This window comes from Paenibacillus sp. T2-29 (assembly GCF_052921365.1).
Map to the genome: position 1 here is coordinate 56,771 of NZ_JBREVE010000016.1, position 18,245 is coordinate 75,015.

Consider the following 18,245-nt stretch of genomic DNA (forward strand, 5'->3'; position numbering starts at 1 on the left):
AGGATAAAATAGCGGAGGATTTATTTTAAACACACTAATATAAGGGGAATGTAAATGTTGAAAAGAATACTATTAGTATCCATTATTTTTTGCCTAGTAATAAGTACGTTTGAATTCACTGAGAAAACATTGCCTAAAGCTGCAGCATCCACTGGATTTGCTCATCCTGGCCTATTACATACGAAAGAAGATTTTGACCGAATTAAGCAAATGATTAATGAAGGCAGACAACCGTATTTGGATGGTTGGAATCAATTGCTGTCCAGTCCACTTTCACAGGCTGGATGGAAACCACGCGCTACTTCTACCATTATCAGGGGAGGAAGTGGGCAAAATGTAGCTGTGTTTTACAATGATATAGCTCGTGCTTATCAGAATGCACTTCGTTGGAAAATTACAGGGGACACCGCAAATGGAGATACAGCTCGTGATATTTTGAATGCCTGGTCCTCTAATCTTAAAACGATTTCCGGCAATGCTGATCGCTACTTAGCGGCGGGAATTTATGGATATGAGTTGGCTAATGCAGCAGAACTTATGAGAGATTATCCGGGGTTTAATGTGGAACAAATGCAGAACATGCTTCTTACCGTATTTTACAAACCATTGAACGAGAGATTCCTTATTGGCAATGAATATGGGAATAGTCATAATGATTCATATATACAGAATTACTGGGCGAACTGGGATCTAAGCAATATGGCTGCCACCATTGCAATCGGAATATTCTGTGACCGCCGGGATATTTATGATATCGGTGTTGAATATTTTAAAAATGGTGCAGGAAATGGGTCCATTTATAATGCGATACCATTCCTTCATCCTGATGATCTTGCCCAATGGCAAGAGTCTGGAAGGGACCAAGCGCATACTCAATTAGGTATTGGTTTAATGGCCACAATTGCTGAAATGGCGTGGAATCAGGGAGATGACCTTTATGGATGGGCGGACAATCGTTTCCTGCGTGCTGCTGAATATGTTGCCAAGTACAACAATGGCGAGGATGTGCCATTTACAACTTATGAATGGGGATCAGGTAGAAACGGCGCGATAAATAGTCAATCCGGAATATCGCCTGCCAGTCGTAATGAAATGCGGCCCATCTGGGCAATGATTTATAATCACTATGTCAATCGAAAAGGTCTGTCTGCACCCAATATTGCTGCCCGAATGGCTCTGGAAGGTACCGAAGGTGGTCCGAATTTGAAATATCCATCAACGTTTGACCAACTTGGTTTCGGAACTCTTCTCTATACCCGGCCAGCTGGCAGCGGAGATAAAGCAAGCATTCCTGATGGAAATGTTTCTAATGGTATTTATCGTTTCATCGTGCGTTTGGACGGCAAGGTCATGGAAGCCGATCATACGATAGAAGGTGCAAATGTAATTAAATCAACCTATGCAGGTGAAGAAAATCAGCAATGGAGTGTTACGCATCTAGGTGGCGGTCAATACAATATCAAGAATGTGCAGAGTGGACGTTCACTCGAGGTAACAAATGGCTCTCTGGATCATGGCGCTAAATTCCAACTGGCTGCTAGTACTGACCAAGATCAACAAAAATTTGCTTTTATCTCTACAGGAGATGGTTACTATCGCATCACTCCTGTAATTTCCAATAAGCCAGCTGATGTCACAGGCCTATCAACTGCAGAGGGAGTTCCTATCCAGCAATGGCGGTATACATCCAATTATAATCAACAATGGAAGCTTGAATCTATTGAATAGCACTGATCAGTAATTTGCCTAAAAGCATCAATCTAACATCGTTTATTCAATCGGTTGAATCTCATTCAGCATTTCCTTAGTCAAGCCACTATATTGGGAAAAGCTGTGCGGTAAAAACTGGTGTCGATATTCCGTCGGCGCCAGTTTTTTATTTTGGTACTTGAAAGATATATTACGCCAAGACAATAGTCCGTCTGGTCATAAGCGCCTCCATAGTGCTTCATTTTTGCCTAGACAACATGTATAAAAAATTGTTGAAAATAAGGAGAGCAGCCTATCGCGTCTTCTTGCCACTTTGTTGCTTGTTGAACTACCAATAGATCTTCAAATTTTCAACTAAAAGGAGGATTTAAAAGTGTTTGAGACTGAATTGACGCGTACTCTAAAAATTCGATACCCGCTTTTTCAAGCGCCGATGGCAGGTGGCGTTTCGACGTCTGAATTAGTAGCGGCTGTTTCAAACGCTGGTGGGCTAGGCAACCTAGGAGGCGGATACTTAACGCCGGAACAACTCCGCAGCGAGATCCAAAAAATCAAGCAACAAACGGATCAGCCATTCGGAGTAAACTTGTTTGTGCCTGAGCAATTTGAAGAGTCGGAAGAAGCTATCTACCGGATGACAGATTATCTCAATAAATATCGTATCGAACTTGGCACTGCTCAAAATCCATTGATTTTGAAGTCTGCAGAATCGTTTGAGGAACAGGTACAGGTATTATTGGAGGAACGTGTGCCCATATTTAGTTTCACGTTTGGCATACCATCTCCAAACGTGATTCAAACCATGAAACAGCATGGAATATTCGTCATTGGAACTGCAACAACCGTTGATGAAGCCAAGCAATTGGAAGCAGGGGGTGTAGATGCTATTGTGGCTCAGGGGAGCGAAGCAGGCGGGCATAGAGGGACCTTTCTGAAAGACGCCTCCCATGATGCTTTGATAGGCACCATGGCTATTGTTCCGCAGATCGTTGACCATGTGTCGATTCCGGTCATCGCAGCGGGGGGAATCATGGATGGGCGGGGACTTGCAGCAAGCCTTTTATTAGGAGCTTCTGCAGTACAGATGGGCACTGCGTTTTTAGCCTGTCCTGAGAGCGGTGCCCACGAAAAGTACAAGCAGAAAATCCTCTCGACAAATGAAGACTCCACTCAAATTACACGTGCTTACTCCGGCAAAGCTGCAAGAGGCATTCAAACAAAATTTATGATTGACATGTATCAGTACTCCGGTACAATCCCTGCTTACCCTATTCAAAACGCGATGACCCGGGACATTCGTCAGGCGGCTTCAAAAGCAAACAACCCTGAGTATATGTCACTTTGGGCTGGCCAGGGGCTTCGGTTAGCCAACGACCAACCTGCTGCTTCAATTGTAAAACAAACCATTGATGAAGCCAGTATTCTTGTCCAAAGACTTTTGGTGTCGAGATAATTTTAGATACCAACATACTTGAGAAAATAAATGCGTGAAGACAAAGTCTATGGACTTCTGGAAAGAGAAGCAAAATAGAATTATTTACTCTCCCATGAGTACGAAATAGATGGTACCTAGTCACTTGGCTGGGTATTTTTTTATTGAATAATAGAAAAAACATTCTAGATAATGAAAGGATAAACATACCAGCAAACTATTTGAACTGTTTGGTGGAAATCATAACCTGATTTTGATACACTTCTAATCGTAAATATTACTATTTAAAGGGGCAGGTAAAAACCGTGAACAATAAAAACAAAAGCAATGCTGCTGTGCGGCTCCCGCGTGCCAAAGGCATTGATATGGCGACCATATATACACCAAAGGAGTGCGCCCGCAAGGTCAAACGAATCGTACTAGCCGAGAAAAACCAGACAATTGTGGATGAGTTTATTACGATTTTGGGAATGAAAGAAAAGTTTGAGGAGCAGGATGTGCCCATGCCTAACAAGATCGTAATGTTTGGTCCACCAGGAACTGGAAAAACACTAACGGCTTTTTATTTGGCGCAGCGCTTGGATCTGCCGCTTATATTAGTGAGGCTTGACGCGATTATCCATAGTCATTTGGGGGAAACAGCGAGCAATGTGCGCAAGATCTTTGACTATGCAAATGGGATGCCTTGTGTTCTGTTTCTTGATGAATTTGATGCTCTGGGGCGTATGAGGGATTCAAATGATGAAGTGAAAGAGATGGCACGAGTGGTGAACACGCTGCTACAATGTCTAGACGAGTTCGGCGGAGAGAGTGTTTTTGTCGCAGCCACCAACCTTGAGGACGAACTGGATACAGCGATATGGCGCCGTTTTGACACGAAAATGACGTATACATTGCCAACGCATGCGGATCGGATTCAATACATTGAACTGCTGATCGGGGAGAGCCTTGCTGGACAGGCTGCAGATTTGCTTGCCGGATGCAGCTTTGCTGATATTGAGCAGATTGTGTTAAAAGCAAAACGAAAAGCGATTATAGAGAACCGAGCACTTAATTTTGAAAACATAGAAAATGCACTGTCGGAGTATAATCCTCGCATGAAGGTATAGAAAGAGAAAAATTCAAAAATACCCAGACGCCTATTAGCTGATTTGGGTACTCACTGGGTATTGTCATTATGGAGCCAATTTTTGATTGGGTCTCATATGTATTTATGTATATGCTATGTAAATAATCTTGGGCGTCGATAATTGTTTAGTGTGAAACAAATGTGGGAAGTAGATTTATAAACGACATGTTGTATTGACATGTGGACAAAACAGGATTATAGTTTTTGTTAATCGTAATTATTACTATTTAAATAATTCATCCTACAATCATGCAGGGTGAATACAATGATGTAAAAAAGGTTCATGAGAAACGACACCCCATATCTTGATCTGTGAAACTAATTCTAGAAGGAGTGCATGAAGTGATTTTATCTGACCGCACGCTGCGAACGCAGATCAGGCAAAAAAGGATGACCGTATCTCCGCTGACAGAGGAACAGATTGCTTCCATGATAGTGAAGAGACCTTGATTCCACCGTTATCCTTTATGCTCGCAACCACGATTGAAACAATTCGGCTGCCGGGTTATATTACGGCTTTTGTCGAAGGGCGGATTTCAATTGGACGTATGAGCTTATTTATGAAGCGTTCCGATCCGACATGCATTTAATCTAATCACTAAAAGGAGCTAGAAAAATCAATGGCCAAAAAATCAAAAGTAGTACGTGAGAAGAAACGTCAGGAGACCGTAGCCAAATATGCAGAGCTGCGCCGTCAGCTGAAAGAAAGAGGGGACTATGAAGCATTGCAGAAGTTACCACGTAATGCATCCCCTACTAGACTGAAAAACCGTTGTGAACTGACGGGACGCCCGAGAGGATATTTGCGTAAGTTTAAAGTATCACGGATTGTTTTCCGTGAACTGGCTCATAAAGGACAAATTCCTGGTGTTACCAAGTCGAGTTGGTGAACAGAACAGAAGTCCAAGATGAAGCAATTGCTATTTTGACCGCATGTCTTGTTGCATTACCTACCGTGCATAAGGAAATGGGGAACATTCGCCGCACAGTTCACGAGCAGACAACTGCTAACCTCTGTGGGGGGGGGGTTCTCATGGCCTGCTTCATAGAAGATGTATAAAAATCTGCATTGAAGGGTTTTATCCAGTGAGGGGTATTTTTGCTTTTTATTAATCGTAATTGTTACGGAATGAAGAAGAACCGTTGGAGAAACGGCATCAATGGGACAAGGTGGATATTGCGCGATTTCACTGGAAGAGAATCTATGGAATATTTTATGCCAGAGACGAGCAGTGAAGGGGTTTGAGCATAGAATAAACATGTGAAAAGTCTGATTGGGAGTTTGCAAGGAATGTACAGTTTAGAATTAGGACCTTAAGGGGGGGACTTACATGGAAACGGAACAAGATCCACGCATTCCGGTAACGATAATTACGGGATTTTTAGGAGCTGGTAAAACAACGCTGCTTAATCATATATTGAAGGCAGATCATGGTTATAAAATCGCTGTTATTGTGAATGAATTTGGAGAAGTGGGCATCGATAATGAACTAATTGTGGAATCTGGCGAAGAAATTATTGAAATGAACAATGGCTGCATCTGCTGCACAGTACGAAGTGATCTGGTGGATATTATGAAAAGTTTGTTGCATCGCAAATTTGCAGAGACTCCTACACCTGTCGAATATGATCGGATTGTTGTTGAAACTACGGGTTTGGCTGATCCGGGACCGGTCATTCAGACTTTTCTTGCGGAGCCACTGATTTCAAACTTTTTCAAAATTGATGCTGTTATAACCGTAGTAGACGCTAAACATGCTGAACATCATCTAGATAACGGACATGAGGCAAAGGAACAAGTCGCTTTTGCCGATGTCATATTATTAAACAAAATAGATCTTGTCGAAAAGGATGATATTGCTCGCTTGGAATCCCGGTTGAAAAAGATGAACTCACATGCCCGATTGACGCATACACATCAATCCTTAATTAATTTGGATCAGATTCTTGGAGTTAATACATTTGATCTTGATCACAAACTCGAAGTCGATCCACATTTTCTGGAAGAACATCATCACCATCACCATCATCATGATGACGATGTTTTCTCCATTGTTCTCACTGAAACGAGACCTTTGGATCTGGATAAAGTGAATAAGTTTATAAACGATTGGTTGGTGGAGCATTCAGCTGATACGTATCGATACAAAGGAATTCTTAATGTACAGAAAACAAATAAAAGGGTCGTATTTCAGGGAGTTCACATGATATTTGGGGTGGATACTGATAGGGAATGGAATGTGGATGAAGACAGAACAAGCCGCATCGTTGTAATTGGAAAAGATTTGGATGAGGACTGGTTAAGAGCACGATTTAGCGAATGTGCGGTTGCCGACGGAGGCGTCTGACAAGGAGCAGGATAACGTGAGTAAGAGTGTGACACATTCATTTGTACTGCCTGACAAGGCTGAAAGGCTTCGGCTATTCGGTTCAGTTGATCCAATTCAGGGAGACAAACCTGTTCTCAAAGAAGAGATGCAAGATTTGCAAAATAGCAAAAATGATTTTCTGTTTGAGTTACAGCAAGTAGGCATCGAAAATTTGAAGTATCCTATCGATGTTATTTCGGTAAAAAGTCCTGTAAAGGTGTCCAGCATTGGCAATTTTCGACTGACTACCTCACTGGAGCGGGAATTTAAAGGCATTAATATGAGCCTATTGGCAGAACAGCTTCAGCATAGTCGCAATGAGGGACTGAGTGACCAAATTACAGATTTACTTAGACTGACGCAGCGAATTGCCGAACAGATGAATCAACAGAAATCACAACGTTATGTCCTTGTTCTAAAGAAATAAGTGAATATAGTGCACACAATCAGCGTGGTATGCTACGAATTCGGGTACAGGGCAACCCTGGAGAATTATTGCCAAGTGATTGGAAGGAAAATCTGTTGGATGCCGCTGAATCCAATGCAAGCAGTTGCCTTCATCCCGTATTAAAAAGGCCTGACGAGAAACAGGTTACAGAACATGCGTACGAGAATCCTCGATTTGTTGAAGACGTAGTGCGGTTGGTGGCTGCTGATTTGTATGAAAAGCATTGGGGAAGTAAATTCAAGGTGGATTGCAGTAATGAAGAGTCCATTCATCAGCATGATGCGATTGCACGCATTGTGTATGATAAGTCCAGAGGGCATGAATGTGCTGATGATTACTTTACTTTAATCTAGATCATCAGAAGATGATAAACATCAGAGTGAACTGCACCCCAATTTTTAGACGCGATCTAACTTTGGAGGTGCAGTTTTTTGTGTCAAGTTGCAATGAAGTATTCCTCTTCGCATTCAGGTCGTGAGTGGTCATGAAACTTCAACCATTACATATTTTCCCGAATTGACTTTATGTCCGGATATCATTATTATCTTACAGTATAAGATAAATGCAGAAGGTGGTACTGCCAATGGACTATAAAGCGTCAGCAACAGAACTATTCGAGTGTATCGTCAAATCGCGCAAACCGGTGTTAGAGGAACGAGCGCATTTCTCTCGTGGTGAAATGGGGATTCTCATCGCTTTGAGTCATCAGGATGGGGTTACTTCGGGCCATTTAAGCGAATACTTGTCCGTCAGTACGGGACGGATCGCAACGGCACTGAAAAGTTTGGAGAAGAAAGGGTTGGTTGTACGACGTACGGATGCCAACGACAAACGTAAGGTGATTGTATTCATTACGGATTCAGGCAAGCAATTTATGATGGACAGGTATAACGAAGGAGTCGCATGGAGCGAGAAAATTCTTCGAAAGCTGGACGAACAGGATGCCAAAGAGTTTATCCGACTCATCAAGCTTATTGTCTCTAAAAGCTGAATTCCTATGTAGAGAACGTATGCAGGATACGTTAATTGCACCAAACACCTAAGATTTTCAGATAAAGGAGAAGAATAGAATGCTGAAGATATTCAAATATCTCAAGAAAAATGAATGGATGTTCGTGCTTTGCAGCTTGGCCTTCATCGTTGTGCAGGTGTGGCTGGATTTGAAGCTGCCTGATTATATGGCCGAAATTACAACCAAGCTGCAAACCGCAGGAACGCCGATGTCGGAACTGCTAATTCCCGGTATTTATATGCTGTTATGTGCTGTCGGCAGTATGATTGCATCTATTATTGTCGGCTATTTTGCGGCAAAGGTCGCGGCAGGGCTGGCCATGCGTCTGCGTGCGATGGTCTTTGACAAGGCCTTATCTTTTTCCATGGAAGAGATGAACAGCTTTTCAACAGCCAGCCTTATCACCCGCTCCACGAACGATGTTACCCAAATTCAAACGGTGGTTGCGCTGGGGCTGCAGGTGATCATCAAGGCGCCGATTCTGGCCGTGTGGGCCATTGCAAAGATTGCGGATAAAAACTGGCAGTGGACCGCCTCTACAGGAGTGGCTGTGGCTGTCCTGATCCTGATGCTGAGTGTCATTGTTATTTTCGCTCTTCCGAGTTTCCAAAAAATCCAACGTCTCACCGATAATCTGAACAGGGTAACACGTGAGCATCTGACCGGGCTTCGGGTGGTGCGCGCTTATAATGCAGATCAGTATCTGGAGGAGAAGTTCGGACAGGCCAATGCAGAATTGACAAATACAAACCTGTTTGCGAACCGGTTAATGGCAATGGTTGGTCCGGGGATGACCTTTATTATGTCCGGTCTGAGTGTCTCGATCTATTGGATTGGCACATACCTGATTAACGGAGCGGCCGTGCCGGACCGCATTACGCTATTCTCTAATATGGTCGTATTCTCCTCATATGCGGTGCAGGTGGTCATGGCCTTTATGATGGTAAGTATGATATTCTTCCTGATGCCTCGAGCTTCGATTTCTGCCAAACGGATTATGGAGGTATTGAATACCGAATCTCGCATCATCGACGGACATGAGACCGCTGGAGAAGAGGGCGTTATGGGTCAGGTGGAATTTCGTAATGTCAGCTTCAAATATCCGGATGCCGAGGAGCCTGTGCTTCGCAACATTAGCTTTACGGCAAAACAGGGCGAGACGGTTGCCTTTATTGGTGCAACAGGCAGCGGCAAAACCAGTGTGATCAATCTGATTTCCCGTTTCTACGATGTGACTGAGGGTGAGGTACTTGTGGATGGCGTGAATGTCAGAAATTATAAGCAGCAGACACTCCATAACAAAATCGGGTATGTCCCACAGAGAGCCGTGCTTTTCAGCGGTACAGTGGCTTCCAACGTTTCGTATGGCGATAACGGCAGAGCAGAAGTTTCGGAGAAACTCGTCAAAGCCGCTGTGGAGATTGCCCAGGGTACGGAGTTTGTCGAAAAAATGGACGGTCAATATCAAGGACGGATTTCACAAGGTGGAGCGAACGTGTCAGGTGGTCAAAAGCAGCGTCTGTCCATTGCGCGTGCCATCTACCGTCAGCCAGAGATTTACATCTTCGATGATTCCTTCTCGGCACTCGACTACAGAACAGACCGGGTCCTGCGCTCTGCGCTTAAACAAGAAACCGGCCATGCTACGACACTCATTGTGGCTCAGCGCATAGGCACCATTAAGGACGCTGACCGGATTATTGTTCTCGACCAGGGCGAGATTGTAGGGAACGGCACACATGAAGAGCTGATGGCGAATTGCAGCACCTATCAGGAAATCGCTTATTCGCAGCTTTCGAAGGAGGAACTCGTACATGGACAAGAATGAACACACCGTCGGCAGTAAGCATATCAAAATGAAACAGCAAGGTCCCATGGGTAAAGGTCCTACGGAAGGGAGGGGGACTGGTAAAAAAGCGAATGATTTTAGAAAAAACTCACGCCAGCTCTTATCCTACATCAAGGCCTATGCGCCTATGATTATCCTCTCTATGGTGCTGGCACTGGCCGGTTCCGTCTTCAATGTGATTGTTCCGGATAAGCTCAGCGATATTGCCAACCTGATCCAGGAAGGAATTGTAACAGGGATTGATATAAATGCTATTCAGAAGATTGTTCTTGTACTGGTAGTTTTGTATGGTCTCGGCCTTATCTTTAATTATTTTCAAGGATTCATTACGGTAACTGTGTCACAGCGCCTTACAAAGAAGATGCGGACAGAACTGTCCCAAAAAATCAATCATATGCCTTTGAAGTATTTTGATGCTACGAGCTATGGTAATGTGCTCAGCCGTGTGACTAACGATGTCGATACCATCGGACAAACGTTAAACAACAGTCTCGGCACACTTGTCAGCGCACTGGCAACCTTTGTGGGTGCATTGATTATGATGCTGTATACGAACTGGATCATGACCATTTCCGGGATTGTAGCTACGCTGATTGGTTTTTCACTGATGACCGTAATTATGAAGCATTCACAAAAATATTTTGTAGCACAGCAAGCGGAGCTTGGCCAGATCAACGGTCATATTGAAGAAACCTATGCTGGTCATAACGTAGTCAAGGTATATAACGGAGAAAAAGCAGCCAAGGAAGTGTTCCATGGCATTAATGGCCGCTTGTATACAAATGCATGGAAATCCCAGTTCATGTCTGGCCTGATGATGCCGGTTATGATGTTCATCGGGAATTTTGGTTATGTAGCGGTCTGTATCGTGGGCGCTTTGCTGGTGAACCAACATGTTATAACGATCGGAACTATTGTGGCCTTTATGGTGTATATTCGTCTATTTACACAGCCCTTGTCACAGTTGGCGCAGGCTGCAACCAATTTGCAATCGGCGGCTGCTGCCAGTGAACGTGTATTCGAATTTCTGGATGAAGAAGAATTGAAAGATGAAAGTGACAAGACCATGAAGCTGGATAACGCCAAAGGGGATGTTGAATTCAAACATGTTCGTTTCGGTTATAACGAAGACCATATGATTATCAAAGACTTCTCTATGAAAGCTGAAGCTGGTCAGAAAGTCGCTATTGTTGGCCCGACAGGTGCTGGTAAGACGACGCTCGTGAATTTGCTCATGCGGTTCTATGAGCTGAACGGAGGGGAAATTTATATTGATGGAACTCCGATCAGCCAATTAACACGTGAGAATGTTCATAAATTATTCTGTATGGTACTGCAGGATACATGGCTGTTTGAAGGAACGATTCGTGAGAATATCGTCTTTTCCCAAGACCATGTTACCGATGAACAGGTAGAAGCCGCATGTAGAGCAGTGGGTCTGCACAGCTTCCTTAAAACTCTGCCGCAGGGCTATGATACAGTACTAGACGACAAAGCCAATCTCTCTGCTGGCCAAAAGCAATTGATTACCATTGCAAGAGCCATGATTGAAGATGCGCCTATGCTCATACTGGACGAAGCCACAAGTTCGGTCGATACGCGTACGGAGTTGCTGATTCAACAAGCGATGGACCGACTTACTGTAGGGAAAACCTCTTTTGTGATTGCCCACCGTCTCTCAACGATTAAGAACGCCGATCTGATTCTGGTCATGAAGGACGGTAACATTATCGAAACGGGTAATCATGGAGAATTGCTGGGTAAAGGCGGATTCTATGCCGATTTATATAACAGCCAGTTTGAAAATGCATCCTGAAGAATACAGTTGTAGGAAAACACAATAGCAACAACATGGAACTGGACAAGTGTTTAAGGCAAGAACACTGAACCAATAAAAAGTCGCTACATAGCGGCTTTTTTGTTTTATTGAACAAGTTCTTATGCATTAATGGTCTTACTGAACATGTCCTGAAAGGACAAAGGAAACTCGTTGATTATTCTATTTTTTTGTGGGTATTCGTAGTTTCAATTTTGAATAACTTTCCTCTCATCATGAAGAAAATACTTGCACTTGTTGGAAGCTTCAAAGGAACCAGAGGTGAGGATGGTTTATAAAGTTCATAAACAATCCATCTTCGATTAATATCGCTCCATCATGGCTGAATACCTTGTGTTCTATTTGTTTCGTGGAGAGAGCATCATTCAGTATACCGCTGCATTACGTTGTAAAAAGCCTTGATTTCTTTACTACTGAAACTTTCGTGTAACGTTTTGTTGGCCCACATGAGTTCTTTAATATCGTATAATTTGTGCGCTTTGCTCAGTGCCTCTCCTTTTTCTGTAGCGTAAAGGTTCAGGTTTTTAGCATTACCGTTTTCTTTTTTTCGAAGGATGAATCCGCGTTGCTCCAGCCTTTTTAGAATCTGAGAAGTCGCACTTTTTGTATGGTTCCACTCCAATGACAGCTTGGCAGCAGTGATCCCTCGATTCTCTTCAATCATCGTCAGGTTGTGCACTTCGACCATGTTGATCTCTTCGCCAGTACCGTAGTCCCGAATGGCTTTAATATAGTCGCTATATGTCATGACAAATTTAAATATGATACTGGCCTTATTATCTAATTCATGATATTTGTCGTCTTGTTCATGGAATTCCATCAATTGCACCTTGTCTTTCATTGAGTATTTAATTGTATCGCACCACATGCTTCAAGCAGGTACATAATCCATGGAGAAACATTACAGTTGACTTTCATCAACCTAGGTTCAGTATTTTCAACGGTACATATCCCATGAGGGAAAGCAGAACCGAGCTAATAAAACTGGCTGCAAAAGTCTTTAAGACCATTCGACGAAAGGTACATATATCCACCTTGAGATCAAGGTCTGCCATGGCCATAACAATGAGTAAAAAGTGATGTCCCGCTTACAAGGTACCTATAGTGATCCCATAGACGGCAAAGCAAAGGTTATCTTTGATTTGCACTAGCTATAAAACCTTTCTAAATCAGTTTGAAGGTGATGAGATGTTTCACATATTAGTCCATATAAAATGAGAAAAATCTCGGGATGTATACACTTAAATAGATGCATTTATCCATACTTGTCTAGATGATAATTCAACCAAGTATATTCAGAACCTCTTACATGCTAGATTGCTTCGATTTAGTTATATAAATAAAACTAATCTCAATGCAAAGGAGTATATAAGAAATCGTAGATACTCAGAAATACGGGGAGATGTATTTGAGTTATATCAAGCTTGGGAAGTCACCTTAATCGGCTGCGGCTTTGTGTAGTGGGAAAGGATAGTGGTATCTACCATATTAAACGGTTTCTATATAGGACCGTATTTTATACATTTTGTTTAAAAGAGAAATTTTTTTAATTTCTTGTGAACCAAATCAAATCCTTGATGATCTAATTTATAGATAAACTTTAAAAGGAAAGGGGGAACCATTGCATGGATTTAACAGAGAAAGCAGAGCTTGCAACACAAGGAGACAAGGAAGCTTTTGTGGATGTTATACGAGCTGTCCAACAAAGCCTATATGTAATAGCAAGATCAATCGTTAAAAACGAAGAAGATTGTGCAGATGCTATACAGGAGACCATTGCCAAAGCTTTTTCAAATGTACATAGACTGAAAGAGCCTGCTTATTTTAAAACATGGATCATTCGGATTTTGATCAACGAGTGTAATCGGATTATCAGGAAAAAGAAGAGAGTATCCCCTGTCCCTTATGATATAAGAAAGTCATCATATAAGGGTGATTATGAACAAATCGAGCTGTTTGAGGTAATTGATGGACTGGATGAACAACTTCAAACTACGGTGACGCTTTTTTATATTGAGGATTTATCGGTCAAAGAGATATCCAAAGTGCTTAATGTATCCGAAGGGACAGTAAAATCACGCTTATTTAGGGCCAGACAGCAATTATCCGAGTTAGCCCTTGGGGAGGGAGAAGCCAAGTATGAACTATCATGATCCGGTTGACCCTATGCTTAAACAATTTCTAAAGTCCAGAGCACAAGACCTGGTCATTCCTAATACAGTAGAGAACGCGTTGGGATACGCCCTTTCATCACTTTCTGATCAGAATATGAAAAAGAGATCCTTCCTTAAAAGATGGAGATGGGCAGCAGCGACCGTTGCTTTCTTTTTCGTTCTGGGTGCAGTTTCTATCCTTACCGTTCCTACATTTGCCGAAGTATTCAGGTCTTTATTTGCCAAGGACAACCCGGATATCGGACTTATGCGTGCACAGGAATTGGGATTGGTGATTAATCCTCATATTAAGGTGAAGGACAAAGGTTACACGTTGGTGATTAATGAAGCTGTTGCTGATCCTACCCGAGTGACCATTGCACTTCAACTTTTTGATGAAAATGGAAAGCATGATCGCCACAAACTGGCCATTGGCGAAGCGAATAAAATTACGATCAAAGATGATAAAGGAAACGTAGTGGGCAGTATGTACGATATGGGGTACACGAGTGATTTTTATTATATGGTTGATTTCTTTAGTGAACCGCTGAAAACAGACAAGATTACGATAGAAGGGAGTATTGGATCGCTTGGACAAAGGAGCGAAACCTTAATAAAAGGAAATTGGGACTTTAGCTTTGACATTGATATGAAAAAGGCAAACAAGCAGAACAAAATAGAGGAGCTGGAAGGTAGTTACACAACGTCGCACGGAATGACGGTTACATTAAAAAGAATAACGAGAATGGTGCAAGGAGTACGTTTCGAACTGGAGACCGAACTTGATGATGCGGCAATGACAAGATCCCCCGGTGATTTATGGAGAAAGCAGATGTTAAGCTTTCATTTCGAGACAACAGATGGGCAAGAGATTCACTCGGTGAATCCAAGAAAAAAGAATTACAGGGACAGCTTAATGACATCTGATCATAGAGTTATTGGAAACGGAAAAATGCATTGGAGTTATACCTTCAAGTACCTGCCTGAGGATAAACCATACCGCTTTGTTCTGGATGCATACTCGGTTGCAGAAATGGACGGAAATAAGATTTCCTTTAGACCATCGGAGCTGACTAAGCCCAAAACTTTTAAAATAATGAATGATAGACTGGAGTTGGTTAGGGCTTCACTTGAGAAATCGCAAGTCAACAAAGGCGCATATGAAACTGTCATCTCATTCTACGGGAAAATGGATAATGAAATAATGCATGAAGAGTGGAGAGCATTTGATTCAGCAGGTAAGCAGTATGACGTAAGTGCGGTGGGGGGATCATCGTTTGAAAATACGCTGACTGATCATTGGAGAGAGGGATATATCAGTATGGGGGATCGTAGGGCAAAGCAGCCTTACGAATTTCGGATTATGAAGCTAGATCCAACTCCAGAGGAGCTTACCCTGGTAAGGGAAGTAGTGGATAAACGATACAAAGACCCTAACTGGTCAGTATTGCTAGGAAAATAGAATAAACGAACTACTTAGATCTTCCATACCCAATGGATCCAAATCTTCCATATTTCTCATCATGGGTGTCTCCATTAATTCCTTCCCAGAGAGTGAATACAATTTATTTGCTAATCCCATATAGCGATTGTTCTGATCAATATAAGGGCTTTGGGGGTTGTGAACAAGACTGCTTTTTTATGAAAATCTGTCCACTTAACTTTAAGAAAAAAAGGACATTTGGATGTAGATGTAACTTTCTAAAATTTATCATGCACTAAAATCTTTATCAAAATGTCTTCTTCACCAATATAGTCAATCTTTTGGACCACATCCTTATCCATTATGATAATGTGGTCTTTTTTTAGGGCGTGTCTTCAAACTTAAGCAAGCCACACTAAAATGGATGCCAAGGTCAAAAACGCCTTGAACGTACACGCTAATTTATCATAGCGAGTCGCCAGACGACGGTAGTTTTTTACTTTATTAAAGAAACATTCTACTAAGTGACGTTCTTTGTAGATGTCCCGATCATATTTTGGGGGCACTCGGCGGTTTTTCTTACCCGGAATCACGGGGATGGCCCGCTGTTCTTCCAAAAAAGCCCGGATTGCATTCGTATCGTAAGCTCGGTCGGCCAAGACTTGCTTCATGGTCAGTTTCATGGCTTTAAGCATTTCGTATCCATGGACGGAATCATGCGCCTCGCCTCCGGTCAATTCAAAGCGAAGTGGGTTGCCTAACGCATCCACCACAGCATGAATTTTGGTGCTTAATCCGCCACGGGAACGTCCGATCGCTTGCTTGCTTTGCCCCTTTTGCGCCTGATCCATGCTGGTGAACTCGCACAATCGTGGCATCAATCATCACGCTTTCCTCATCGGAATCCAGCGAAACGTGTTTTAACACTTCATCCCAAATCCCCGCTTTCTGCCAGCGTCGAAAGCGGGTGTAGACAGATTTCCAATTGGGAAAGAAATCGGGCAAATCACGCCAAGGGGCGCCTGAACGGGCCACCCATAGCATGGCATTCAACATGATTCGATTGTCCACTGCAGGACGTCCTCCTTGTGGTTTTCGTTCAGGTGGAAAAAGATCTTGAATCTGCCGCCATTGTTGATCTTGAATTTCATATCGTGTACTCATTTAATGGTTTTAACCAATATATTTCTACTTAAACACTTTGAAGACACGCCCTAGTTCGATTTTTCATTATTAATATACTGGGTACAGCTGCCTGCATACATATAGTTGATTTCCACAAAATCACGCGTATGCAGGTTTTATCCCTTCTGATCACAGCGCAGAAGGTTTACTCGGTCGTGATGCGCTCATCAGAAAAACGATTCGATTTGTATAAAGTAATCATCACAACGACAAATATGTTCAGTACTTTTGCTGTGTCAATCTTCACTTCATTATTAAAGGATTAACTCGTCAAAACTTAAAAAATAGCAAGTTTCTTGCCACATGGAGACTTGCTATTTTATGTTTTTGGGTCAATAAGTTTCACAAAAGAAATGGTCCAAAAGTTATAAATTTTCTGAAAATCTTAAACTTTTAATGAAAAATCCAAACGTTTCTATTAATAAAAAAATAAAGTTTATAGCTCAAATGAGAGAATATTTAACCTAAATCGAAATTCTGAGAGAAAATTTAAAGAAAATTTTGCTCGGTAATTAGTTCAAAAGATCTAAAAAAATCACTATCTATTTAAAAAGTGAAGAGTTATTAATTTCGAATTAATTCAGCTCGAGCAAATAAATCCCATGATTTAGGTAGTTAAAGAATATTGCTGAAAAAGTTGAAATTTGTCGGATGGTGTCGGGATCGGTTTGTTATATTTGTGTTAATGATATGTAACGTAAAATGTGTTTTGGTACAAGGGTTTTGGGCTTCATGCAAGCACACAGTATTTTTATTTTATCGATTATAAAATCAAAAATTTTGTTCTAAATCATATTAACTTGTCGTAGTTAGTATTCAATTTAATAAAAAAGTGGAATTCTTGCATTTAAAGATATAAAAATAATAGAATAATATGGGCTGTTTATTAATTTTATGAAATCTATCAAGTTAGAACTTATGTCCCATGTTAATCGGTTTTAAAGTTTGTATATTTAAAATAGCTAGAAAGTATTGGGAGAAAAGAAGATATATAAGGATTTATTGTTATATTGTGGACGGAAAGAGGATGTGAGAAATTTGTATGGCAACTCGGTCGTCTCTTGTTTGGTTTTTAACAATTTCCGATAAATCCTTCCCACGTCTTCCGTATTCCAAAGACAACTCCAATTTTATTCAGATTAATCTTTCACCAAAGAGCTTCGTTTGATGCAGAGAACACCGGAAGAAGTACTGTAATTCATCCATGTACAAAATCAGGAAGTCATAAGCGCAGTCGTGAGTATTTTTAGCTCCTTTCAGCCTAGAATTACGCTCCTAATCACGCTGCAGCAGTTCATGCGTCTCGTAGCATCGATACCCTCAAGCCAAGATTCAGACAGCACACATCACGACACACTACGTTGTTAACATTGCGGCAACCATTCTACAACCCACCACCAAGATGCACTCACAGCATAATTCGAAAATATTCCCATTCCATGCACATATTCATACATCCAGAGTCAGAGTTTTTTCACCATGACCGCCCAACTAAAAAAAGCTTGCACTGCGAAAGTGTGAGCGATGAAAAAGAAGATGTGCTTATTTCGATTAAAATCAGCTCTTCGAAGCTCCGGGGGGCTGAAGGAAACCAGCTTTCAGATAGCAGAAGGAGAAACGGTAACGATTGTCGTCGCGTGCCGTGGCGGCAAAAGCACGATCATCAAACTGCTACAACAAGTATGCGAACTCAGATCT

13 protein-coding genes and 1 pseudogene are annotated in these 18,245 nt (G+C 41.9%); 12 read left to right on the forward strand and 2 right to left on the reverse strand.

Going from position 1 to position 18,245, the window contains the following annotated elements; translation table 11 throughout:
- The first annotated feature begins 54 nt into the window (after positions 1 to 54).
- From ACU1JV_RS26450 to ACU1JV_RS26495, 10 genes and pseudogenes are all read left to right on the forward strand, one after another.
- Positions 55 to 1,728, forward strand: a complete 1,674-nt coding sequence (locus ACU1JV_RS26450; protein WP_413986148.1) for an RICIN domain-containing protein — start codon at positions 55 to 57, stop codon at positions 1,726 to 1,728.
- Positions 1,729 to 2,083: 355 nt separating this feature from the next.
- The gene (locus tag ACU1JV_RS26455; protein WP_413986149.1) at positions 2,084 to 3,163 is read left to right on the forward strand and encodes an NAD(P)H-dependent flavin oxidoreductase; all 1,080 of its coding nucleotides are present in this window, start codon (positions 2,084 to 2,086) and stop codon (positions 3,161 to 3,163) included.
- A 284-nt stretch (positions 3,164 to 3,447) separates the two neighbouring features.
- The gene (locus tag ACU1JV_RS26460; RefSeq protein ID WP_413986150.1) at positions 3,448 to 4,251 is read left to right on the forward strand and encodes an AAA family ATPase; all 804 of its coding nucleotides are present in this window, start codon (positions 3,448 to 3,450) and stop codon (positions 4,249 to 4,251) included.
- Between the two features lie 487 nt (positions 4,252 to 4,738).
- Positions 4,739 to 4,861, forward strand: a complete 123-nt coding sequence (locus tag ACU1JV_RS26465) for a hypothetical protein (RefSeq protein WP_413987567.1) — start codon at positions 4,739 to 4,741, stop codon at positions 4,859 to 4,861.
- Positions 4,862 to 4,891: 30 nt separating this feature from the next.
- Entirely contained in the window at positions 4,892 to 5,161 is a 270-nt protein-coding gene (gene rpsN / locus ACU1JV_RS26470) for a 30S ribosomal protein S14 (RefSeq protein WP_025678316.1), read from the forward strand.
- Positions 5,162 to 5,602: 441 nt separating this feature from the next.
- Positions 5,603 to 6,619, forward strand: coding sequence for a CobW family GTP-binding protein (locus ACU1JV_RS26475; RefSeq protein WP_413986151.1), 1,017 nt, complete (start codon positions 5,603 to 5,605; stop codon positions 6,617 to 6,619).
- 28 nt (positions 6,620 to 6,647) lie between these two features.
- A pseudogene (locus tag ACU1JV_RS26480) lies at positions 6,648 to 7,441 on the forward strand (GTP cyclohydrolase, FolE2/MptA family).
- A gap of 230 nt (positions 7,442 to 7,671) precedes the next feature.
- Complete coding sequence (locus tag ACU1JV_RS26485; RefSeq protein WP_013371190.1) at positions 7,672 to 8,079, forward strand: MarR family winged helix-turn-helix transcriptional regulator; 408 nt, start codon at positions 7,672 to 7,674, stop codon at positions 8,077 to 8,079.
- 79 nt (positions 8,080 to 8,158) lie between these two features.
- Complete coding sequence (locus ACU1JV_RS26490; protein ID WP_413986152.1) at positions 8,159 to 9,928, forward strand: ABC transporter ATP-binding protein; 1,770 nt, start codon at positions 8,159 to 8,161, stop codon at positions 9,926 to 9,928.
- Positions 9,915 to 11,765, forward strand: coding sequence for an ABC transporter ATP-binding protein (locus tag ACU1JV_RS26495; protein WP_446724707.1), 1,851 nt, complete (start codon positions 9,915 to 9,917; stop codon positions 11,763 to 11,765). Before ACU1JV_RS26490 ends, ACU1JV_RS26495 begins: the two co-directional genes overlap by 14 nt.
- A gap of 382 nt (positions 11,766 to 12,147) precedes the next feature.
- Here ACU1JV_RS26495 and ACU1JV_RS26500 read toward each other — a convergent pair whose 3' ends face one another.
- Entirely contained in the window at positions 12,148 to 12,606 is a 459-nt protein-coding gene (locus ACU1JV_RS26500; protein WP_413986154.1) for a MarR family winged helix-turn-helix transcriptional regulator, read from the reverse strand.
- An 805-nt stretch (positions 12,607 to 13,411) separates the two neighbouring features.
- Here ACU1JV_RS26500 and ACU1JV_RS26505 point away from each other — a divergent pair.
- Positions 13,412 to 13,939 (forward strand): sigma-70 family RNA polymerase sigma factor, encoded by a 528-nt coding sequence (locus tag ACU1JV_RS26505; RefSeq protein WP_413986155.1) that lies wholly within the window; start codon positions 13,412 to 13,414, stop codon positions 13,937 to 13,939.
- Positions 13,926 to 15,401 (forward strand): DUF4179 domain-containing protein, encoded by a 1,476-nt coding sequence (locus ACU1JV_RS26510; protein WP_413986156.1) that lies wholly within the window; start codon positions 13,926 to 13,928, stop codon positions 15,399 to 15,401. Before ACU1JV_RS26505 ends, ACU1JV_RS26510 begins: the two co-directional genes overlap by 14 nt.
- Positions 15,402 to 15,763: 362 nt before the next feature.
- On the opposite strand, the gene ACU1JV_RS26515 is transcribed toward ACU1JV_RS26510, so the two are convergent.
- Positions 15,764 to 16,526 (reverse strand): IS5 family transposase gene (locus ACU1JV_RS26515; RefSeq protein ID WP_413986157.1). Its coding sequence is split into 2 segments (ribosomal slippage): positions 15,764 to 16,184 and positions 16,183 to 16,526, totalling 765 coding nucleotides; the frame shifts between segments, so codons are not numbered across the junction.
- Positions 16,527 to 18,245 lie beyond the last annotated feature (1,719 nt).